Below are 21,000 nucleotides of genomic sequence, written 5' to 3' on the forward strand. Positions count from 1 at the left end.
GAATAACGACCTTAACGACAATGATAAAAAAACTCGATGTTGTTGCCGCCATCATTGAACGCGACGGCAAAATTCTGCTGGCCCAGCGCCCAGCTCATGCGGATCAAGCCGGTTTATGGGAGTTTGCCGGCGGTAAAGTCGAACCCGGCGAAACCCAGCCGCAGGCGCTTGTCCGCGAGCTACGCGAAGAGTTAGGGATTGACGCCACGCCCGGCGTCTATATCGCCAGCCATCAACGCGACGTGTCTGGCCGACGAATTCATTTGCACGCCTGGCATGTGCCTGCGTTTAACGGTCTGATACGTGCGCTGGAACATCAGGCATTAGCCTGGTGTACGCCGGAAGAGGCGCTGGAGTACCCCCTCGCCCCGGCGGATATTCCGCTATTGCAGGCGTTTATGGCTTTACGCGACGCCAGACTAACGGATTCGTGCTGATGGTTTTTTCGTCACGCTGGCACTGGAGCAAGACGCCTTCCACTTTTATTACCGCGCCTTCGGAGTAATTCTGATCCTGGTAAACGCAGCACTGAATGCAGGGCTGGGACGACTGACCGCGCGTGCTGAAAACTTCCGGCGGGACATTCACCTGAATATCAGGACGACTGTTCTGGTTTGCCAGCCCGACCATTGGCATTATAGCCATCACGGCGACCACGAGGCTTCGGCACATAGGAGTTCCTTATTTTTCTAAATATATTCTCAGTATAACGGTAAGCCGCCGTGAAAACTTTAATCCTCTTTTGTCATCGCTTTTAGTTATGACCCTCGCCCCGTTATGAATTTACTTAGCAGCGTCATTTTTTTCTTGCTTACCGTCACATTGCTGATGGTATAGTCGAAAACTGCAAATACATATTCTGATAAAACGCAAATACAACCACATTAATATATAAGAGGTTTTTATATCTATGGATCAGACATGTTCTCTGGAATCGTTCCTCAACCATGTACAAAAGCGCGACCCGCATCAAACCGAGTTCGCGCAAGCCGTCCGTGAAGTCATGACCACCCTGTGGCCGTTTCTTGAACAAAACCCCCGTTACCGCCACATGTCTTTACTGGAACGTTTGGTTGAACCAGAGCGCGTAATTCAGTTTCGCGTAGTGTGGCTGGACGACAAAAACCAGGTGCAGGTAAATCGCGCCTGGCGCGTGCAGTTCAACTCTGCTATCGGTCCCTATAAAGGCGGTATGCGCTTCCATCCTTCGGTAAACCTTTCCATCCTTAAGTTCCTCGGCTTTGAGCAAACCTTTAAAAATGCCCTCACCACGTTGCCGATGGGCGGCGGTAAAGGCGGCAGCGATTTCGATCCGAAAGGGAAAAGCGAAGGCGAAGTGATGCGTTTCTGCCAGGCGCTAATGACTGAACTGTATCGCCATTTAGGGCCGGATACCGACGTGCCTGCCGGGGATATCGGCGTGGGCGGGCGCGAAGTGGGCTTTATGGCGGGAATGATGCGCAAGCTTTCCAATAACAGCGCCTGCGTCTTCACCGGCAAAGGGCTTTCCTTCGGCGGCAGCCTGATTCGCCCGGAGGCGACGGGCTATGGCCTGGTCTACTTTACCGAAGCAATGCTTAAACGTCATGGTCTCGGTTTCGAAGGGATGCGCGTCGCCGTGTCCGGCTCCGGCAACGTAGCGCAATACGCCATTGAGAAAGCGATGGCCTTTGGCGCGCGCGTGGTTACCGCGTCGGATTCGAGCGGGACGGTGGTCGATGAAAGTGGCTTCACGCCAGAGAAGCTGGCGCGTCTGTGTGAAATTAAAGCCAGCCGTGACGGTCGCGTCGCTGACTACGCCCGTGAGTTTGGCTTAACCTATCTGGAAGGCCAGCAGCCCTGGAGCGTACCGGTGGATATCGCCCTGCCATGCGCGACGCAGAACGAACTGGACGTTGACGCCGCGCGCGTACTGATTGCCAATGGCGTAAAAGCCGTGGCGGAAGGGGCAAATATGCCAACCACGATTGAAGCGACCGATCTCTTCCTTGAAGCGGGCGTACTGTTTGCGCCGGGTAAAGCCGCCAACGCGGGCGGCGTGGCGACATCAGGGCTGGAAATGGCGCAGAACGCCGCGCGGTTGAGCTGGAAAGCCGAGAAAGTGGATGCCCGTCTGCATCACATTATGCTGGATATCCACCACGCCTGTGTCGAGTACGGCGGCGATAATAAGCATACCAACTACGTTCAGGGCGCCAACATCGCCGGTTTCGTGAAAGTCGCCGACGCCATGCTGGCGCAGGGCGTCATTTAATCCCGTCGTCAGGCCAGATGGCTTTACGCTTATTCGGTCTGACGGCCTGTCTCCTCAGCAGGCGGGCTTTTTTTGCCCGCTCGCTTACGCGGCGCGCTCTTTTTCTTGTCTCCACCGCCTGGCGCGACTATCCCTCTGAAGCGCTTCACCGGCGTGCGCTTAGCCTGATCGATCAGCTGATATAACGTGCCGACCAGCGGTTGCATAAAATCCTGGTAACGGCACTGCTTTTCGCTGATTTGCGTCAAAACAGATTCCCAGTGCGCGGTCATATCTGGACGGGCCGCCATTTCCGGCAGCGAATGTATTAACGCTTTGCCAGCATCGGTAGAATGAATGTAGCGCCCTTTTTTGGTCAGAAAGCTACGTTTGAACAGCAGCTCGATAATCCCGGCGCGCGTGGCTTCCGTCCCCAGCCCATCGGTCGCGCGCAGGATCTTTTTCAGATCTTTATCCTGCACGAAGCGGGCAATTCCGGTCATCGCGGAAAGCAATGTCGCATCGGTGAAATGACGCGGCGGCTGGGTTTGGCGCTCGACCACTTCCCCCTTTTCACACAGCAACTCATCACCTTTGGCGACAACCGGCAGCGGCGTACCGTCGTTTTCCTCGTCGCGCTCTTTACTGCCCAGTAACGTCCGCCAACCGGCCTCCGCCAGAAAACGCGCTTTGGCGACAAATTTTCCTTTGGCGATTTCCAGTTCAATAACGCATTTACGAAACACCGCGTCCGGGCAGAACTGCATCAGATACTGACGCGCAATCAGGGTGTACACTTTCGCTTCGTTTTCCGTCAGATGGACAGAAGAACTGCGCGCCGTCGGGATAATCGCGTGGTGCGCATCCACTTTTTTGTCATCCCAGCAGCGATTGCGCGTATCAGGATTAACCACAGGCTGCGGCAGTAAATCCGGGGCGTGGACGCTAATCGCGTTCATGACCGCCTGCCGTCCGGCAAAGTGTTCTTCCGGCAGATAACGGCAGTCGGAACGCGGATAGGTAATCAGTTTGTGGGTTTCATATAGCTTCTGACAAATATCAAGCACGTTTTGCGCGCTCAGGCCAAAGCGTTTAGCGGCTTCAATCTGTAGCGTCGAGAGCGAAAACGGCAGCGGCGCGGATTCTGATTCCCGTTTATCATTATAACTGGTTACCAGCGCGGGCTGACCGTTGATTCGGTTCACTACATGCTCCGCCAGCGGACGATGAAGCAAGCGCCCCTCTTCATCCTGATAAGGTTCGCACGCCTCGCTCGGCTGCCAGATAGCGGTAAAACGCTCGTCGGCAGGCGTAACGATGTGCGCCTTCACTTCAAAGAAGTCTTTGGCGACGAAGTTCTCAATCTCTTCGTCTCGCCGCACCACCAGCCCCAGTACCGGCGTCTGTACGCGTCCCACGGATAACACGCCCTGATAGCCGGCATTACGGCCCAGGATCGTGTAAGCGCGGGTCATATTAATGCCATACAGCCAGTCCGCTCGCGCTCGCGCCAGCGCGGAGACGCACAGCGGCACGAAGTCGCTGTTCGCCCGCAGCCTGTCGATAGCACGCTCGACCGCCTGCGGGTTAAGGTCGTTTATCAGACAACGCCGCACCTGTTGGCGCTTTTCGGCAGGAAGCTGGAGATAATCCAGCACTTCATCAACCAGAAGCTGCCCTTCGCGATCCGGGTCGCCGGCGTGAATAATTTCACCGGCTTGATGCAAAAAGCGCTTAATCACATTGAGCTGTTTGGTGACGGAAGGACGAGGCTGAAGCTGCCATTTTTCCGGCACGATAGGCAGGTCAGCCAGATTCCAGCGCGCATAACGGCTGTCATACGCATCCGGCTGCGCCTGTTCCAGCAAATGACCAATACACCAGGTGACGACCTGCCCGTTTCCGCACTCAATAAAACCATCGCCTTTACGGTGCGGTTTTGGCAGCACATCCGCAATGGCGCGCCCCAGACTCGGTTTTTCGGCAATAAACAACCGCATCAGGTTAACGAATCTCAACCATAGCGCGACCGCCGCGGGCCTCGACCAGTTCGCCAATCGCGGTCAGATCGATACCAAATTCCGCCGCGGTGGCTTTAACATCGTCTTCGGCGTCCGGCGTTACCGCCAACAACAGACCGCCTGACGTTTGCGGATCGCACAGCAGGCTACGAACTTCACGCGACATGTCGCCCATCAGATGACCATAGCTGGCGAAGTTGCGCTCTGTGCCGCCCGGTACGGCGCCCAGGGCAATATACTCTTCCACACCCGGCAGTTTAGGGATGTCCTGATAGCAAAGCAGCGCCTGCACGCCTGCGCCCTGGCACATCTCGCTCAGGTGCCCCAGCAGGCCAAAACCGGTAACGTCAGTCATGGCTTTTACGCCATCGATATTGGCAAACGCCGCGCCAGCAACGTTCATCCGACACATGACTTCCGTCGCCAGCCCCTGATGTTCAGGTTTAAGCAGCGATTTTTTCTCGGCGGTGGTCAACACGCCAATCCCCAACGGTTTGGTCAGAAAGAGTTTGCATCCCGCCTGCGCGGTACTGTTTTTCTTCACCCGTTCGGTCGGCACTACGCCTGTGACCGCGAGACCAAAGATCGGCTCCGGGGCGTCAATAGAGTGTCCGCCCGCCAGCGCGATACCGGCCTGACGGCAGGCAAAGCGCCCCCCCTCGGTCACTTCACGCGCAATATCGGGCGACAGGGTATTAATCGGCCAGCCAAGGATCGCGATCGCCATAATCGGTTTGCCGCCCATCGCAAAAATATCGCTGATGGCGTTTGTTGCCGCAATGCGGCCAAAATCGAACGGGTTGTCGACTATCGGCATAAAGAAGTCGGTGGTGCTGATAATACTGGTGCCATTACCCAGATCGTAAACCGCCGCATCATCGCGGGTTTCATTACCCACCAGCAGATTCGGGTCGACGAACTTCGCCTGCTCGCTATGCAGGATAGTCTCCAGCACTTTAGGGGAAATTTTACAACCGCAACCAGCGCCGTGGCTGTATTGCGTTAAACGAATGGCTTGCTCGCTCATGGACATCTCCTGTCATTGCATTCGCGCTATGGTAGCGCTCATTCCCTGATGTGGTAAGTATCACTGTCTGAATTACCGCGCCTTTGCTCAGAATCCAGACAGTTTTATCCCTCAGCGTCAGAAATAACGCACAAACGGCGTGGGGTCGGGGGTACTGATCGTCGTTGACGCTTTGAGCTGCGGCGTGCCGAGATAGAGAAAACCAACAATTTTATCCTGAGGGCGGCACTCAAAGGCTTCCCGCACGATAGCGCTCTCCGTTAATGCACCGCTACGCCAGATACCATTAAACCCTTGCGCAATCGCCGCCATTTGCATCGCCATTACCGCACATCCGGCAGACATCTCCTGTTCCCACACCGGAACCTTATGGTTTTCTTCGCATTTTGCCACCACGGTAATGATCAGCGGCGCGCGAAACGGCGCATTACGCGCTTTTTCGATCGCGTTCTCATCGCCCCCGGCAGCGACAGCGCCTTGTTCAAGCACGGCGCTGAAGCGGTCGCGCCCCTCTCCTTCAATCACAAAAAAACGCCACGGCTGTAGAGATTTATGATCGGGAACACGCATTCCCGCCCGCAGAATGTTCTGTAATTGCTCTCCGACAGGCGCCGGTTCTGCGAGACGAGAGGCGCTACGACGGTTGACCAGCAGTTCTAGTGCATCCATTTGATTAACTCCAGCAATGATATTTATTCACAAAATTAACACGAGAGCGGATTTTGTTACAGCGCAGGCAGTGATTCCTGCTGACAACTGCCTGATGGGTCATTACGATAGCCACATCTTAATGCTTTATCCTCACCAAGGTATAAGCGTTGTTACTCAGATAGGGAGAATACATGCGAACCCTGTGGCGATTTATTGCCGGATTTTTTAAATGGACGTGGCGAGTGTTGAACTTCGTCCGTGAAATGGTACTCAACCTGTTCTTTATTTTTCTGGTCCTGGTGGGCGTTGGGATCTGGATGCAGATCGGTAACGGCAGCAACAGTGAGCAAACCGCGCGCGGCGCTCTGCTGCTGGATATTTCCGGCGTCATTGTGGATAAACCGTCCACCAATCACCGTCTGGGCGCGCTGGGTCGCCAGTTATTTGGCGCCAGCTCCGACCGTCTGCAGGAAAACTCCCTGTTTGACATCGTCAACGCTATTCGTCAGGCGAAAGATGACCGTAACATCACTGGTATCGTTCTGGATCTGAAAAACTTCACCGGCGCCGATCAGCCGTCAATGCGCTATATCGGTAAAGCGCTGCGCGAATTCCGCGACAGCGGCAAACCGATTTTTGCCGTGGGTGAAAACTACAGCCAGGGTCAGTATTACCTCGCCAGTTTCGCCAATAAAATTTGGCTTTCCCCACAGGGTCAGGTAGATCTTCACGGCTTCGCTACGAATGGCCTGTACTACAAAACGCTGCTGGATAAGCTGAAAGTCTCTACCCACGTTTTCCGGGTCGGCACCTATAAATCCGCCGTCGAGCCGTTTATCCGCGACGATATGTCGCCCGCCGCCCGCGAGGCCGACAGCCACTGGATAGGCGAACTGTGGCAGAACTACCTGCATACCGTTTCCGCCAATCGCCAGATTTCGCCGCAACAACTCTTCCCCGGCGCGCAGGCTATTATCGACGGGTTAACCAGCGTGGGCGGCGACACCGCCAAATATGCGCTCGACCATAAACTGGTGGACGCCCTCGCCTCCAGCGCAGATGTTGAAAAAGCGCTGACGAAGCAGTTTGGCTGGAGCAAAACTGAAAATAACTATCGCGCGATCAGCTATTACGATTATTCGCTGAAAACGCCTGCGGATACCGGCGGTACTATTGCGGTTATTTTCGCCAATGGCGCGATTATGGATGGCGAAGAAACGCCAGGGAATGTCGGCGGCGACACTACGGCATCGCAGATCCGCGACGCACGCCTTGATCCTAAAGTGAAAGCGATTGTGCTGCGCGTCAATAGCCCAGGCGGGAGCGTCAACGCCTCCGAAGTTATCCGCGCCGAACTGGCGGCGGCAAAAGCGGCCGGCAAACCGGTGGTGGTCTCAATGGGCGGCATGGCGGCCTCCGGCGGTTACTGGATCTCTACGCCGGCAAACTATATCGTGGCCAGCCCCAGCACGCTGACGGGTTCAATTGGCATCTTCGGCGTCATCAATACGGTAGAAAACAGCCTGTCGTCGATTGGCGTACACAGCGACGGCGTTTCCACCTCGCCGCTGGCGGATATTTCGATGACCAAAGCGCTGTCACCGGAAGTGCAGCAGATGATGCAACTCAGTATTGAGTACGGCTACAAACGCTTTATCACGCTGGTGGCAGACGCGCGTAAGCGTACGCCGGAGCAGATTGATAAAATCGCACAAGGCCATGTCTGGACCGGAGAAGACGCGAAAGCCAATGGTCTGGTGGACAGTCTCGGCGACTTTGACGACGCCGTCGCCAAAGCGGCGGAGCTGGCGAAACTGAAACAGTGGCATCTTGATTACTATCAGGACGAACCGACGGTCCTTGATATGGTCATGGACAGTATGACCGGATCAGTACGCGCCATGCTGCCGGAGGCCATTCAGGCGATGCTCCCGGCGCCGCTCGTTTCCGCCGCCAACACGGTGAAGGCCGAGGGGGATAAACTGGCGGCATTTAACGATCCGCAAAACCGTTATGCGTTCTGTTTGACTTGCGCGAACGTTCGCTAATGCTTCATCAATAGCCATACCGGATGGCGGCGTCTGCTCATAGCCGCCATCCGATAATCATTAATACGTCCTTCGCGACACGACTGAACATTATCATGCAAAAGAAATCAATTTACGTTGCCTATACCGGCGGTACTATCGGTATGCAGCGCTCAGATAAAGGGTATATCCCGGTGTCCGGGCACCTTCAGCGCCAGCTGGCGCTGATGCCGGAATTCCACCGCCCGGAGATGCCGGATTTTACCATCCATGAATATGCCCCGCTGATGGATTCATCAGATATGACGCCGGAAGACTGGCAGCATATCGCTGCAGATATCAAAGCGCACTACGATGAGTATGACGGTTTTGTTATTCTGCACGGCACCGACACGATGGCGTTTACCGCATCGGCGCTCTCTTTCATGCTGGAAAATCTGGGTAAACCGGTTATTGTGACAGGGTCACAAATTCCGCTGGCTGAGCTGCGCTCCGACGGGCAAATTAATTTGCTGAATGCGCTTTATGTCGCCGCCAACTACCCTATTAATGAAGTAACGCTGTTTTTTAATAATCGTCTGTTCCGCGGCAATCGCACGACCAAAGCCCATGCGGATGGTTTTGACGCTTTTGCCTCTCCTAATCTGCCGCCCTTGCTGGAAGCAGGAATTCACATTCGCCGTTTAAATACGCCTCCCGCGCCCTACGGTTCTGGTGAATTAATCGTTCACCCTATTACGCCGCAGCCGATAGGCGTAGTGACGATTTATCCGGGGATTTCCGCCGAGGTAGTACGTAACTTTCTGCGTCAGCCGGTAAAAGCGCTGATTCTGCGCTCTTATGGCGTAGGCAACGCGCCGCAAAATAAAGCGTTTTTACAGGAGCTGAAAGAGGCCAGTTCGCGCGGCATCGTGGTGGTTAACCTGACGCAATGCATGTCAGGGCGAGTCAATATGGGCGGGTACGCTACCGGTAATGCGCTGGCGCACGCTGGCGTGATTGGCGGTGCCGATATGACTGTCGAAGCTACCTTAACCAAACTGCATTATTTGTTAAGCCAGGGTCTGGACACTCAGGCGATTCGTAGCGCGATGGCGCAAAACTTGCGTGGTGAATTGACGCCGGATGATTAAAAAATCCCGACGACAAGGAGAAGATAATGACAAACCGGGCCTTATTACTGGTCGACTTGCAAAATGACTTTTGCGCCGGCGGCGCGCTGGCTGTAGCGGAAGGCGACAGCACCATCGACATCGCCAACGCTCTTATTGACTGGTGCCAGCCCCGGCAGATTCCGGTGCTGGCCAGCCAGGACTGGCATCCCGCGCAGCATGGCAGCTTCGCCAGCCAGCATCAGGCGGAACCCTATAGTCAGGGAAAGCTGGACGGGCTGCCGCAAACGCTCTGGCCGGATCACTGCGTTCAACATACCGACGGCGCGGCGTTACATCCCCTGCTTAACCAACATGCGATTGACGCCTGCATCTTTAAGGGTGAAAACCCGCTGATTGATAGCTACAGCGCGTTTTTTGACAACGAACATCGGCAGAAAACTACCCTTGATACCTGGCTTCGCGAGCATGACGTTACCGAGCTTATCGTGATGGGGTTGGCGACCGATTACTGCGTAAAATTTACGGTGCTGGATGCGCTAGAGTTGGGCTATGCCGTTAACGTTATCACCGATGGCTGTCGCGGCGTGAATATTCACCCGCAGGATAGCGCACACGCGTTTATGGAGATGGCGGCGGCAGGCGCGACGCTGTATACGCTGGCAGACTGGGAAGAGACGCAGGGCCAGGCTGTCGCCAGGTAGCGGAGCAGGTATCGTATCCGGTCAATACATCACGCAGCGGTGAGACCATTGCATAGATCTTTGGGCCGGATACGTCACGTCAGCGTCGCTACCAGGCAAAGCTCAACGCAGGCTGGAGAGCGCTTCTAACGAAACAGATTACAAAGCGCGGGCTGGCCGGCGCAATGTTCTGGGAATAAGGCACCGATGACAATAACCAGTTAGCAACACAGTTGGCGGACTCGCTGGACATTAAGCGTTATTCGTAAAAATATGGCGGGCCTGTATCTGGCAGCAATGAGCAGGCCCGGTAAGCACAACGCATTGGCAATTAAACCACCGGATGGCGACTACCTCTTATCCGGCTGCCGTTACTGCATTTTCAATGTCGCAATCGGCTTTGACGTAATACCGAAATCCGCTTTGAGCTGCTGCTTGCTTTTCATCACCATCTGACCGTGAGTATCGATCGTCATATGTTGCGCTTCGGTATTGTGCCGCGCCTGCCATAGCATCACCAGCTGTAGGCTGTTTTCTTTCTGTTCCGGCGTCAACGCCACGCCATCCGGCCATTTACCCAGCTCAACGGCGGTGGATAAACGTTGATACACTTCCGGCGTCATGCTGTTAATGATCTCATCAAGATTCATGATGTGTCCGCTCCTGTGGAATAATTTGCTGAATCGTTTTTTCAGCCTTTCAGTTGATCGCCGTTTTTCTCGTCAGAAAAGGCCAGCGAGGCCGAGTTAACGCAATAGCGCTCACCGGTTGGCTGCGGACCATCCGGGAAAACGTGTCCGAGATGCGCATCGCAGTTACCGCAACGAATTTCGACACGCTGCATTCCATGAGAAAAATCGTCTATGTAACGAATCGCCTCTTCGCTGACAGGCTGGTAAAAGCTAGGCCAGCCGCAGCCTGAATCGTATTTGGTGTGGGAGTGAAAAAGCGGCGTATCACAGACCAGGCAGTGATAAACCCCATCGCGTTTATTATGTAGCAGGCGTCCGGTAAATGGCGGTTCTGTGCCACGATCCTGCGTCACGTAGAATTGCATTTCGGACAATTTTTTCTTGAGTTCTTCTGCTGAAGGTTGGTTAGCCATTTGCTCACATCTCACTTTAAACGTGCTCACATTGCCTGACCGATTCTAACAAAACATTAACACCTCAGTACCAACTTTTGTTCTAAACTTGATCATTGCGAAATGGCGGCTCACGAATCGTGACTGATGTCACATTATTATCTCGGTTGCCCTTTAAAATTCGGGGCGGCGCCCCCATGTGGTTTCAAGCCGAAAGGAAGAGTGAGGCGAATCAGCCGCGCAAAGGTTGTGCAGAGGATTGATTTGTCGCAATGATTGACACGATTCCGCTTGACGCTGCGTAAGGTTTTTGTAATTTTACAGGCAACCTTTTATTCACTAACAAATAGCTGGTGGAATATATGACTATCAAAGTAGGTATCAACGGTTTTGGCCGTATCGGTCGCATTGTTTTCCGTGCTGCTCAGAAACGTTCTGACATCGAGATCGTTGCAATCAACGACCTGTTAGACGCAGAGTACATGGCATACATGCTGAAATATGACTCCACTCACGGCCGTTTCGACGGTACTGTTGAAGTGAAAGACGGTCATCTGATCGTTAACGGTAAAAAAATCCGTGTTACCGCTGAACGCGATCCGGCTAACCTGAAATGGGACGAAGTTGGTGTTGACGTAGTGGCTGAAGCTACCGGTATCTTCCTGACTGACGAAACCGCGCGTAAACACATCACCGCCGGCGCGAAAAAAGTGGTTCTGACGGGTCCGTCTAAAGACAACACCCCAATGTTTGTTAAAGGCGCTAACTTTGACAAATACGAAGGCCAGGACATCGTTTCCAACGCTTCCTGCACCACCAACTGCCTGGCACCGCTGGCTAAAGTTATCAACGACAACTTCGGCATCATCGAAGGTCTGATGACCACTGTTCACGCGACTACCGCAACCCAGAAAACCGTTGACGGCCCGTCTCACAAAGACTGGCGCGGCGGCCGCGGCGCATCTCAGAACATCATCCCGTCCTCTACTGGCGCTGCTAAAGCGGTAGGTAAGGTACTGCCTGAACTGAATGGCAAACTGACTGGTATGGCGTTCCGCGTTCCGACTCCGAACGTATCCGTTGTTGACCTGACCGTTCGTCTGGAAAAAGCGGCTACCTACGAGCAGATCAAAGCTGCTGTTAAAGCTGCTGCCGAAGGCGAAATGAAAGGCGTTCTGGGTTACACCGAAGACGACGTTGTATCTACCGATTTCAACGGCGAAGTATGCACTTCCGTGTTCGATGCTAAAGCAGGCATCGCGCTGAACGACAACTTCGTGAAACTGGTCTCCTGGTACGATAACGAAACCGGTTACTCCAACAAAGTACTGGACCTGATTGCTCACATCTCCAAATAAGTTGAGATGACACAGTCATTGGTAAGAGCGACTCAGGTCGCTCTTTTTTTTGCTTAAAGATATACCCGTCATACTTCAAGTTGCAGGTGTGTTGGCTATGCTTTCTCACCCGAATCACTGACGGAAGTCGAACTTATCGGGATGAATCAGGGATGTCCCTGGCCGGAGGTTACCTACGGTTGTTCAAATTCGTTCCCGATGAATTTGTCGTTCACTTGCCGCGTTACTCGGCCTGCGGCCCCGCCTCTACGGGCCAGCGCAAGCACTGGTCAAGGCACAAGCGCCTTGTCATGCAACTCGAATTATTTAGGGTTAAGAGGATTGCGTAATGATTAATAAAATTTTTGCCCTCCCGGTTATCGAACAGCTTACCCCTGTCCTTTCCCGTCGTCAGCTTGATGACCTGGATCTGATCGTCGTTGACCATCCGCAGGTTAAAGCCTCTTTTGCATTACAGGGCGCGCACCTTCTCTCCTGGAAACCCGTTGGCGAGGAAGAGGTATTGTGGCTCAGTAATAATACGCCTTTCAAAACCGGCGTGGCGCTACGCGGCGGCGTACCGATCTGCTGGCCCTGGTTTGGACCTGCGGCTCAACAGGGTCTGCCGTCACACGGCTTTGCGCGTAATCTACCGTGGGCGCTAAAAGCGCATAATGAAGATGATAATGGCGTAATGCTGACATTTGAGCTGCAAAGCAGTGAGGCCACCCGGAAATACTGGCCGCACGATTTCACGCTGCTGGCACGTTTTAAAGTGGGCAAAACCTGTGAAATTGAACTGGAAGCGCATGGCGAGTTTGCAACCACATCCGCGCTCCACAGCTATTTTAACGTTGGCGACATCGCCAACGTTAAGGTCAGCGGACTCGGCGATCGGTTTATTGATAAAGTTAACGACGCTAAAGAAGGTGTCCTGACCGACGGTATGCAAACCTTTCCGGACCGTACCGATCGCGTTTACCTCAATCCTGAAGCATGTAGCGTGATCCACGATGCGACATTAAACCGCACGATTGATGTGGTCCACCACCATCATCTTAACGTCGTAGGCTGGAACCCTGGCCCGGCGTTGTCCGTCAGCATGGGCGACATGCCGGATGACGGCTATAAAACGTTTGTCTGCGTTGAAACGGCTTATGCTACTGCGCCGCAACAAGCCACAGAAGAAAAACCCTCTCGTCTGGCGCAGACTATCTGCGTCGCAAAACGCTAAAAGTGAATGGATAACGGCGTTGCTATAGGCTCTGGAAGGCGTCAGCCGCCATCAGGCATGACCTGCCGGATGGCGGCGCTTACGCATTTTATCCGGCGTCACACCATATCCAACGCGGTTTTCCCTTTTGGCGCAGGCCAGGCGTTGTCCAGTAAGGCAAGTTCGTTTGCTGACAAGGCGATCTCAAGCGCCGCCGCATTTTGCTTCACGTGTTCTGTACTTCCGGCTTTCGGGATCGCCATCACGCTCGGATGCGCAATCACCCACGTCAGTAAGATTTGCGCCGCCGTAGCGTTATGCGCTTGCGCAATTTCATTCACCACCGGATGATTCAGTAAACCGCTACGTAATCGGCCAGCCTGCGCCAGCGGGCTATAGGCCATCACTGGCATTCGCTGTTGTTGACACCACGGCAATAAATCATACTCAATACCGCGTGACGCCAGATGATAGAGCACCTGATTTGTCGCGCATTGCTGTCCCCCAGGGATGCGCCACAGCGCCTGCATATCGTCATAAGCAAGATTAGAGACTCCCCAACGGCGAATTTTTCCCTGCGCGATTAGCCGCTCCATACCTTCAACGGTCTCTTCGAATGAAAAGTTTCCGGCCCAGTGCAATAGATAGAGATCGAGATAATCTGTTTTCAGACGACGCAGGCTTTCCTCACAGGCGGCAACTATCTTCTGGCCGCCAGCGTTCCACGGGTACACTTTTGACACCAGAAATGCCTCATCGCGTCGCCCTGCCAGCGCCTCGCCCACGACCTTTTCCGCCCCGCCGTCGGCATACATTTCCGCCGTATCAATAAGGCGTAACCCCAAATCCAGCCCCACGCGCAGCGCCGAAACCTCGCGCTGACGTTGATCCGCGCGCTCGCCCATATACCATGTTCCCTGTCCGATGGCAGGAAGCGTCACCTGCCCGCAAAACGTTACGTTTTTCACTGATTTCATTTCCTTTTCAATGTCACTCGACGGTAAAACAATACAGGACTCTTAGACCCTACGGTAATGTCCGGCATCATACCGCGCAAGGGGGCGATTTTCTTGTCACTGACGAACGTCATCCGCAATCATGTCGACGATGCGGGTAATATGCGCGGCGGGTCGCTGATTCAGTAATAATTGACGCATCACATTCATATAGGGCGTCACATGTTGAAAGAACTCCAGATATCCTTTACAGAGATAATTTTGCCGTTCGCCGCCGTCCATGCAAATTCGATGTTTCGGACAACCGCCGTGACAGGCAAAGCGCCACGTACAGTTCTGGCAGCGTGAGGAAAGGTTTGCTTTAGCCGCGCCAAACTGCTGCTGAAAAGAAGAAGCCGCCATTTCTTCTAAAGAGTGTTGCTGCAGATTGCCCAGTTTATAGGCGGGAAAAACAAAATGGTCACAGCTAAACACGTCGCCATTCTGCTCCACCAGCAAACTTTGCCCGCAGGTCGACTGCATCGTACAAAGCGTGGCGGGCTCCCCCATCCAGACGCCAAGTAAGTTGTCAAAAAGCTGTACGAATATGCGTCCGACATCGTGACGTATCCATTGATCAAAAACATCGCACATAAAGGCGCCCCACCCTTCAGGCGTGACGGAAAAGGGCATCAGCGAAGGCGAATCCTCATTGTCAGATAACGTCAAAGAACGCTGCGTTTTTTGCGCGAGCGGCTCAACAATGGGAATAAATTGCAGGTGTTTACTTTCCAATTCCTGCGTCAAAAAATGATAAATAGCGTTGCCATGACGGCATGACACATCATTCACGACAGTGAGCGTGTTGAACTCGACATCATTTGCCTGCAGAAGGCGGATAGCATTAACGACACGGGAAAAAGACGCCCGCCCTGACGGCGTTTTCCGGTAATTATCATGAACGACTTGCGGCCCATCAATCGATATACCAATCAGGAACTGGTGCTGCGCAAAGAAAGCCGCCCATTCTTCATTGATTAATACGCCATTGGTTTGCAGACTGTTGTAAATAGTTTTGCCGTTGGCATAGCGTTGCTGCAAGCGCACCACTTTTTGGTAAAAAGAAAGACCGCATAGCGTCGGCTCTCCCCCCTGCCAACAAAACGAGACCTCTGAGGATGGCGTATCATCAATTACCCGGCGGATATACGTCTCCAGCACATCGTCAGACATGACGCGCTGGCCCCGGGGTTTATCAAGATAGAAACAGTACTTGCAGGATAAGTTACACAGACTGCCGCTGGGCTTGGCTACGGTATTGAATACTATGCTCATTCGTCTTACTCGCTGTGAAGAATGGGTATAGCATAAGCGGGACGTGACAGGGCGATATCAGCCAGCATTGCAACAATTATTACGCTAATTGTTAGCGCAGTTGTAATCACCTGGATTTTTCATATAAAAGGCTAGTTTTTTAAATTGATGTAACAAAGTATAAATCACATAAGGCTGCGCCATACCCGGTCAACAGCGCATTTATGCAAGCCGCCATGTTCGCGTTTCAGACAGCACAAAGCCTGCATAACGCAGGCTTTGTCATGGTTTTTCTGGCAAATTCAATCAATCAGAATCTATAGGTCACGCCAGTAGAAAGGATACCGGTCCAGGATTTATCCACCATCGGGCTATCGGTAATTTCATCCGACAGACGGGTGTAGCGCGCAGTACCATATACGCTCCAGTTACCGGCGAAATTATAGTTAGCGCTCAGTTCAAGATACGGGTTCCAGCTATCGTTCGGGTTATAGCCGCGCAGGCCGCTACGCGAAGATTCTTTACGTGATACGCCGTAATAGTAATCGTTCTGGTTCTCGCTATTCCATTCAACCCCGATACCTGGCGTTAAGGTCAGCCCGCCATTGGTATACCGATAAAGCCAGGCCAGATCCCAGACAATACCGTTACTGTTATCCAACGTATCCCCTGCCAGTGAGGTACGCAGGAATCCATACTGGGTGTGATGCGCGTAAGAAACGCCCGCCATCATAGTACTTTTACGCCTGTCCAGACGACGCAACTGATGGTCATCGCTGTCGCCCGGTTTGAAGTACATCGGGGACCAGTATGCCATGATTGACAACTTATCGGCATTGTCATTCCACAAGTAGTACCCGCCGCCCAGACCACGGAACCAGAAGTTTTCGCTTTCATAAGCGATGACCGGTATCGGATAAACATCGCTATCGTAATCTTTATAAGGGTGTTCAACCACACCAACGCCTGCGCCCAACGTCAGGTTGCTTTCAGCGTGCGCGACGCTGGCGGATGTTGCAATAAACACGCCAAGAGCCAGAAGTTTAAGTTTGGTCACAATCCATAATTCCTTATTCAAATGTTCTGCGGCAAAAGTGTAACCGCCAATACCTGTAAGCCCAACTATTTTACACAATGTAACCGTTTAATATCACCACCACCGATTATTTTCAGATGATCGGCTGATGATCGTTATGTGACCGGGAACGCTTTTTCTGATATCCACCAGCCTTTTCTACCTGATGAGTTATTGATATGTCATCGAAATCCACTGACGCGTACAGGCAAGTTTTGCAAATGCCATCTACGCTTAATGTTAAGAAGGTGTATCACCGGACACGTTGATCTTCTGGCCAATAAAATGGCATGAGAGTTGCTTTTTTTTCCTTAGCAGAGACGGCGTTCAGTCTACCTCTTCCGGGAGCCTCTACTATTCATATGAACGGCTCTTAACATGTGCGAAAAAACGAAAGGATGGCATATCATGAATATATTCGATCACTATCGCCAGCGTTACGAAGCTGCCAAGGACGAAGAGTTCACACTGCAGGATTTTCTTACCATTTGTCGGCAAGATCGCAGTGCTTATGCCAACGCGGCAGAGCGGCTATTAATGGCTATCGGCGAGCCTAATATGGTCGACACTGCCCAGGAACCCCGACTTTCCCGACTCTTCTCCAACCGGGTTATTGCTCGCTATCCTGCGTTTGAAGAGTTTTACGGCATGGAAGACGCGATTGAACAGATTGTCTCTTATCTGAAACATGCGGCGCAAGGGCTGGAAGAGAAGAAACAAATTCTCTATTTGCTGGGACCTGTGGGGGGTGGCAAATCATCGCTCGCTGAACGGCTGAAATCGCTAATGCAGCGCGTGCCAATTTATGTTTTAAGCGCCAACGGCGAGCGTAGTCCGGTCAACGATCATCCGTTATGCCTGTTTAATCCGCAGGAAGACGCGCAGATTCTGGAAAAAGAGTACGGTATTCCGCGCCGCTATCTCGGTACGATTATGTCCCCGTGGGCGGCCAAACGCCTGCATGAGTTTGGCGGCGATATTACTAAATTCCGCGTGGTGAAAGTCTGGCCCTCCATTCTGGAGCAGATTGCCATCGCCAAAACGGAACCCGGCGATGAAAACAACCAGGATATTTCGGCGCTGGTCGGCAAGGTGGATATTCGTAAACTCGAACATCACGCCCAGAACGATCCGGATGCGTATGGTTACTCTGGCGCGCTGTGCCGCGCTAACCAGGGGATCATGGAGTTCGTCGAGATGTTTAAAGCGCCTATTAAGGTGCTGCACCCCTTGCTGACCGCAACCCAGGAAGGTAACTACAATGGTACGGAAGGTATTTCCGCCCTGCCCTTTAATGGCATCATACTTGCCCACTCAAACGAATCTGAATGGGTGACTTTCCGTAACAATAAAAATAACGAAGCGTTCCTTGACCGTGTCTATATTGTGAAGGTGCCTTATTGCCTGCGAATCTCCGAAGAGATCAAAATCTACGAGAAACTACTTAATCATAGCGAGCTGGCTCATGCGCCCTGCGCGCCGGGCACGTTGGAAACGCTTTCGCGTTTCTCAATTCTTTCTCGCCTGAAAGAGCCGGAAAATTCCAGTATTTACTCGAAAATGCGCGTTTATGATGGTGAAAGCCTGAAAGATACCGACCCCAAAGCCAAATCGTACCAGGAGTATCGCGACTATGCGGGCGTGGACGAAGGGATGAACGGTCTCTCCACCCGATTCGCCTTTAAGATCCTCTCCCGCGTATTCAACTTCGACCATGCGGAAGTGGCGGCAAACCCGGTACATCTGTTCTACGTTCTGGAACAACAAATCGAGCGTGAACAGTTCCCGCAGGAGCAAGCTGAGCGTTATCTGGAGTTCCTGAAAGGCTACCTGATCCCGAAATACGCCGAATTTATCGGCAAGGAGATCCAGACGGCCTATCTCGAATCTTACTCTGAGTACGGGCAGAACATTTTTGATCGTTACGTGACTTATGCGGATTTCTGGATTCAGGATCAGGAGTATCGCGACCCGGATACCGGTCAACTGTTCGATCGCGAGTCGCTGAACGCCGAACTGGAAAAAATTGAAAAACCAGCGGGTATCAGTAACCCGAAAGATTTCCGTAATGAGATAGTAAACTTTGTCCTGCGCGCCAGAGCCAACAATAGCGGCCGTAATCCAAACTGGACCAGTTACGAGAAGCTGCGCACGGTGATTGAGAAAAAAATGTTCTCTAATACTGAAGAGCTGTTGCCGGTCATTTCTTTTAACGCCAAAACGTCGACTGACGAGCAGAAAAAGCATGACGACTTTGTCGATCGGATGATGGAGAAAGGGTATACCCGTAAGCAGGTTCGTTTGTTGTGCGAGTGGTACCTGCGCGTGCGTAAATCGTCGTGATGTTAATGCCCGGTGGCGCTTGCGCTTACCGGGCCTACAAAGTAATGTTCTGTAGACTGGCTAAGCGTTAGCGCTATCCGGCACTGACAGAACAGGCGCTCAGTTGGCAGTACGGGGGGCATATGACCTGGTTCATAGACCGACGTCTTAACGGCAAAAATAAAAGCACGGTGAATCGCCAGCGCTTTTTGCGTCGTTATAAAGCACAAATTAAGCAGTCGATTTCCGAAGCGATTAATAAACGCTCTGTGACCGATGTCGACAGCGGAGAGTCCGTCTCTATTCCAACCGATGATATTAGCGAACCGATGTTTCATCAGGGGCGCGGCGGTCTGCGCCATCGCGTCCATCCGGGTAACGATCACTTTATCCAGAATGATCGCATTGAGCGTCCGCAAGGCGGTGGCGGCGGCGGTTCCGGCAGCGGTCAAGGTCAGGCCAGCCAGGACGGCGAAGGCCAGGATGAGTTTGTTTTTCAGATTTCAAAAGATGAGTATCTGGATCTGCTCTTTGAAGATTTAGCGCTGCCTAATCTGAAAAAAAACCAGCATCGCCAGCTTAACGAGTATAAAACTCACCGCGCCGGTTTCACCTCAAACGGCGTACCGGCCAATATCAGCGTGGTACGTTCGCTACAAAACTCTCTGGCGCGCCGTACAGCAATGACGGCAGGAAAACGCCGCGAACTGCACGCGCTGGAAACGGAACTGGAGACCATCAGCCATAGCGAACCAGCGCAACTGCTTGAAGAGGAGCGGTTACGTCGGGAGATTGCCGAACTACGGGCTAAAATCGAGCGAGTGCCGTTTATCGACACCTTTGATTTACGCTATAAAAATTATGAAAAACGGCCTGAGCCCTCCAGCCAGGCGGTGATGTTCTGTCTGATGGACGTCTCGGGTTCGATGGACCAGGCAACCAAAGATATGGCCAAGCGTTTTTACATTCTGCTCTATCTGTTTTTGAGCCGAACGTACAAGAACGTAGAGGTGGTTTATATCCGCCACCATACCCAGGCGAAGGAAGTGGACGAACATGAGTTCTTTTATTCGCAAGAGACCGGCGGGACGATTGTCTCCAGCGCGCTTAAACTCATGGATGAAGTGGTTAAAGAGCGCTACGACCCCGGTCAGTGGAACATCTATGCGGCGCAAGCGTCAGACGGTGATAACTGGGCCGACGATTCACCGCTGTGTCATGAGATTCTGGCGAAAAAGCTGCTGCCGGTAGTGCGCTATTACAGCTATATCGAGATTACCCGCCGCGCCCACCAGACCTTATGGCGCGAGTATGAACATCTGCAGGCGACGTTCGATAACTTCGCCATGCAGCATATTCGCGATCAGGAGGATATTTATCCGGTATTCCGCGAATTGTTTCAGAAACAGAGCGCCAATCAAAGTGCATAACCATAAATCAGCCCGTAATGAGTCACGGGCTGATTTATCACTAACAAGGCAATTATACATACTACCACTACAATAGCCGTAAACCTGTATATCTCCTGACTGGATTTACCTTACATGCGCCGACTTATCACTGGAATAGTATGGATTTATTAATGCCAGCAATACTCACCAGGAGGTGGTGGTAATTGCAGAGAATCAGGGGGTTGTAGTTTGCAAAAAAAGTAGTGACCAGGAAAATAGAAATCAAAATCCCACGGGCCACCACCACTGCCCGACGATGCCATAGCCGACGACGTGAACCCCGCGGCCAGCAATGCAAAAAGCAAAATTGCTGCTATTTCTTTAAATCGTTTCATAGTGCCTCCGAACGGAAGTACATTATTATCCTTACCACGTCACACTCCTTTCACGTAATAATAAAGGCTATTTTATTTTCGTTAGTGTTAAATCGATGCCGTTAATTAACAATTTACTTTTTGCGACAATAGTCACGACTGAAAATATCAACACCATATATTATTGAATTTATTAAATCG

General features: G+C 52.5%; 19 protein-coding genes. 9 read left to right on the forward strand and 10 right to left on the reverse strand.

Annotation, left to right across the window (positions count from 1 at the left end; all coding sequences use genetic code 11):
* The first annotated feature begins 20 nt into the window (after positions 1-20).
* Positions 21-437: a pyrimidine (deoxy)nucleoside triphosphate diphosphatase gene (locus LDB27_RS12305; protein WP_000592137.1), complete on the forward strand. Its 417-nt coding sequence runs from the start codon at positions 21-23 to the stop codon at positions 435-437.
* Here LDB27_RS12305 and LDB27_RS12310 read toward each other — a convergent pair.
* Positions 397-672: a YnjH family protein gene (locus tag LDB27_RS12310; protein ID WP_000336847.1), complete on the reverse strand. Its 276-nt coding sequence runs from the start codon at positions 670-672 to the stop codon at positions 397-399. The two genes, LDB27_RS12305 and LDB27_RS12310, sit on opposite strands and share 41 nt — an antisense overlap.
* Positions 673-910: 238 nt before the next feature.
* On the opposite strand from LDB27_RS12310, the gene gdhA reads away from it, so the two are divergent.
* Positions 911-2,254, forward strand: a complete 1,344-nt coding sequence (gene gdhA, locus LDB27_RS12315; protein ID WP_000372865.1) for an NADP-specific glutamate dehydrogenase — start codon at positions 911-913, stop codon at positions 2,252-2,254.
* 29 nt (positions 2,255-2,283) lie between these two features.
* Here the strand turns inward: gdhA and topB are convergent, their stop codons facing one another.
* From topB to LDB27_RS12330, 3 genes are all read right to left on the reverse strand, one after another.
* Positions 2,284-4,233: a DNA topoisomerase III gene (topB, locus tag LDB27_RS12320; RefSeq protein ID WP_001235862.1), complete on the reverse strand. Its 1,950-nt coding sequence runs from the start codon at positions 4,231-4,233 to the stop codon at positions 2,284-2,286.
* Positions 4,234-4,237: 4 nt separating this feature from the next.
* Complete coding sequence (gene selD, locus LDB27_RS12325; RefSeq protein ID WP_001294900.1) at positions 4,238-5,281, reverse strand: selenide, water dikinase SelD; 1,044 nt, start codon at positions 5,279-5,281, stop codon at positions 4,238-4,240.
* 117 nt (positions 5,282-5,398) lie between these two features.
* Complete coding sequence (locus tag LDB27_RS12330) at positions 5,399-5,950, reverse strand: NAD(P)H nitroreductase (RefSeq protein WP_000339316.1); 552 nt, start codon at positions 5,948-5,950, stop codon at positions 5,399-5,401.
* Between the two features lie 173 nt (positions 5,951-6,123).
* On the opposite strand from LDB27_RS12330, the gene sppA reads away from it, so the two are divergent.
* From sppA to pncA, 3 genes are all read left to right on the forward strand, one after another.
* Positions 6,124-7,980, forward strand: a complete 1,857-nt coding sequence (gene sppA / locus LDB27_RS12335) for a signal peptide peptidase SppA (RefSeq protein ID WP_046380617.1) — start codon at positions 6,124-6,126, stop codon at positions 7,978-7,980.
* Positions 7,981-8,075: 95 nt separating this feature from the next.
* A complete protein-coding gene (ansA, locus tag LDB27_RS12340) occupies positions 8,076-9,092 on the forward strand; it encodes an asparaginase (protein ID WP_001170134.1) in 1,017 nt (338 codons plus the stop codon).
* A gap of 26 nt (positions 9,093-9,118) precedes the next feature.
* Positions 9,119-9,775, forward strand: coding sequence for a bifunctional nicotinamidase/pyrazinamidase (pncA, locus tag LDB27_RS12345; protein WP_000184705.1), 657 nt, complete (start codon positions 9,119-9,121; stop codon positions 9,773-9,775).
* A gap of 350 nt (positions 9,776-10,125) precedes the next feature.
* Here the strand turns inward: pncA and LDB27_RS12350 are convergent, their stop codons facing one another.
* On the reverse strand, positions 10,126-10,404 hold the full coding sequence (locus LDB27_RS12350) for a YeaC family protein (RefSeq protein WP_001046864.1): 279 nt from the start codon (positions 10,402-10,404) through the stop codon (positions 10,126-10,128).
* A 41-nt stretch (positions 10,405-10,445) separates the two neighbouring features.
* Complete coding sequence (gene msrB, locus LDB27_RS12355) at positions 10,446-10,859, reverse strand: peptide-methionine (R)-S-oxide reductase MsrB (RefSeq protein ID WP_001519539.1); 414 nt, start codon at positions 10,857-10,859, stop codon at positions 10,446-10,448.
* 341 nt (positions 10,860-11,200) lie between these two features.
* Here msrB and gapA point away from each other — a divergent pair, with 341 nt between their 5' ends.
* Together gapA and LDB27_RS12365 are read left to right on the forward strand one after the other, a co-directional pair.
* Positions 11,201-12,196, forward strand: coding sequence for a glyceraldehyde-3-phosphate dehydrogenase (gene gapA / locus LDB27_RS12360; RefSeq protein ID WP_000153505.1), 996 nt, complete (start codon positions 11,201-11,203; stop codon positions 12,194-12,196).
* Positions 12,197-12,524: 328 nt separating this feature from the next.
* Positions 12,525-13,409, forward strand: a complete 885-nt coding sequence (locus LDB27_RS12365; RefSeq protein ID WP_000608663.1) for a D-hexose-6-phosphate mutarotase — start codon at positions 12,525-12,527, stop codon at positions 13,407-13,409.
* Positions 13,410-13,507: 98 nt separating this feature from the next.
* Here LDB27_RS12365 and LDB27_RS12370 read toward each other — a convergent pair whose 3' ends face one another.
* The 3 genes from LDB27_RS12370 to LDB27_RS12380 form a co-directional block, all read right to left on the reverse strand.
* Positions 13,508-14,365 (reverse strand): aldo/keto reductase, encoded by an 858-nt coding sequence (locus LDB27_RS12370; RefSeq protein WP_000843754.1) that lies wholly within the window; start codon positions 14,363-14,365, stop codon positions 13,508-13,510.
* Positions 14,366-14,461: 96 nt separating this feature from the next.
* On the reverse strand, positions 14,462-15,658 hold the full coding sequence (locus LDB27_RS12375; protein ID WP_000029250.1) for an anaerobic sulfatase maturase: 1,197 nt from the start codon (positions 15,656-15,658) through the stop codon (positions 14,462-14,464).
* 289 nt (positions 15,659-15,947) lie between these two features.
* Complete coding sequence (locus LDB27_RS12380) at positions 15,948-16,694, reverse strand: MipA/OmpV family protein (RefSeq protein ID WP_000163762.1); 747 nt, start codon at positions 16,692-16,694, stop codon at positions 15,948-15,950.
* A 426-nt stretch (positions 16,695-17,120) separates the two neighbouring features.
* On the opposite strand from LDB27_RS12380, the gene yeaG reads away from it, so the two are divergent.
* Together yeaG and LDB27_RS12390 are read left to right on the forward strand one after the other, a co-directional pair.
* On the forward strand, positions 17,121-19,055 hold the full coding sequence (gene yeaG / locus LDB27_RS12385; protein WP_001518010.1) for a protein kinase YeaG: 1,935 nt from the start codon (positions 17,121-17,123) through the stop codon (positions 19,053-19,055).
* Between the two features lie 122 nt (positions 19,056-19,177).
* A complete protein-coding gene (locus tag LDB27_RS12390; RefSeq protein WP_000219714.1) occupies positions 19,178-20,464 on the forward strand; it encodes a YeaH/YhbH family protein in 1,287 nt (428 codons plus the stop codon).
* A 149-nt stretch (positions 20,465-20,613) separates the two neighbouring features.
* Here the strand turns inward: LDB27_RS12390 and LDB27_RS12395 are convergent, their stop codons facing one another.
* On the reverse strand, positions 20,614-20,820 hold the full coding sequence (locus LDB27_RS12395; RefSeq protein ID WP_024132288.1) for a hypothetical protein: 207 nt from the start codon (positions 20,818-20,820) through the stop codon (positions 20,614-20,616).
* Positions 20,821-21,000 lie beyond the last annotated feature (180 nt).

Origin of the sequence: Salmonella sp. JXY0409-18, from assembly GCF_020268625.1 — a bacterium.
GTDB classification, from domain to species: domain Bacteria; phylum Pseudomonadota; class Gammaproteobacteria; order Enterobacterales; family Enterobacteriaceae; genus Salmonella; species Salmonella enterica.

Excerpts from the sequence above, each read along its gene's own strand:
- LDB27_RS12305 (WP_000592137.1), top strand. The coding sequence starts at position 21 with ATGATAAAAAAACTCGATGTTGTTGCCGCCATCATTGAACGCGACGGC.
- LDB27_RS12310 (WP_000336847.1), bottom strand. The coding sequence starts at position 672 with ATGTGCCGAAGCCTCGTGGTCGCCGTGATGGCTATAATGCCAATGGTC.
- gdhA (WP_000372865.1), top strand. The coding sequence starts at position 911 with ATGGATCAGACATGTTCTCTGGAATCGTTCCTCAACCATGTACAAAAG.
- topB (WP_001235862.1), bottom strand. The coding sequence starts at position 4,233 with ATGCGGTTGTTTATTGCCGAAAAACCGAGTCTGGGGCGCGCCATTGCG.
- selD (WP_001294900.1), bottom strand. The coding sequence starts at position 5,281 with ATGAGCGAGCAAGCCATTCGTTTAACGCAATACAGCCACGGCGCTGGT.
- LDB27_RS12330 (WP_000339316.1), bottom strand. The coding sequence starts at position 5,950 with ATGGATGCACTAGAACTGCTGGTCAACCGTCGTAGCGCCTCTCGTCTC.
- sppA (WP_046380617.1), top strand. The coding sequence starts at position 6,124 with ATGCGAACCCTGTGGCGATTTATTGCCGGATTTTTTAAATGGACGTGG.
- ansA (WP_001170134.1), top strand. The coding sequence starts at position 8,076 with ATGCAAAAGAAATCAATTTACGTTGCCTATACCGGCGGTACTATCGGT.
- pncA (WP_000184705.1), top strand. The coding sequence starts at position 9,119 with ATGACAAACCGGGCCTTATTACTGGTCGACTTGCAAAATGACTTTTGC.
- LDB27_RS12350 (WP_001046864.1), bottom strand. The coding sequence starts at position 10,404 with ATGAATCTTGATGAGATCATTAACAGCATGACGCCGGAAGTGTATCAA.
- msrB (WP_001519539.1), bottom strand. The coding sequence starts at position 10,859 with ATGGCTAACCAACCTTCAGCAGAAGAACTCAAGAAAAAATTGTCCGAA.
- gapA (WP_000153505.1), top strand. The coding sequence starts at position 11,201 with ATGACTATCAAAGTAGGTATCAACGGTTTTGGCCGTATCGGTCGCATT.
- LDB27_RS12365 (WP_000608663.1), top strand. The coding sequence starts at position 12,525 with ATGATTAATAAAATTTTTGCCCTCCCGGTTATCGAACAGCTTACCCCT.
- LDB27_RS12370 (WP_000843754.1), bottom strand. The coding sequence starts at position 14,365 with ATGAAATCAGTGAAAAACGTAACGTTTTGCGGGCAGGTGACGCTTCCT.
- LDB27_RS12375 (WP_000029250.1), bottom strand. The coding sequence starts at position 15,658 with ATGAGCATAGTATTCAATACCGTAGCCAAGCCCAGCGGCAGTCTGTGT.
- yeaG (WP_001518010.1), top strand. The coding sequence starts at position 17,121 with ATGAATATATTCGATCACTATCGCCAGCGTTACGAAGCTGCCAAGGAC.
- LDB27_RS12390 (WP_000219714.1), top strand. The coding sequence starts at position 19,178 with ATGACCTGGTTCATAGACCGACGTCTTAACGGCAAAAATAAAAGCACG.
- LDB27_RS12395 (WP_024132288.1), bottom strand. The coding sequence starts at position 20,820 with ATGAAACGATTTAAAGAAATAGCAGCAATTTTGCTTTTTGCATTGCTG.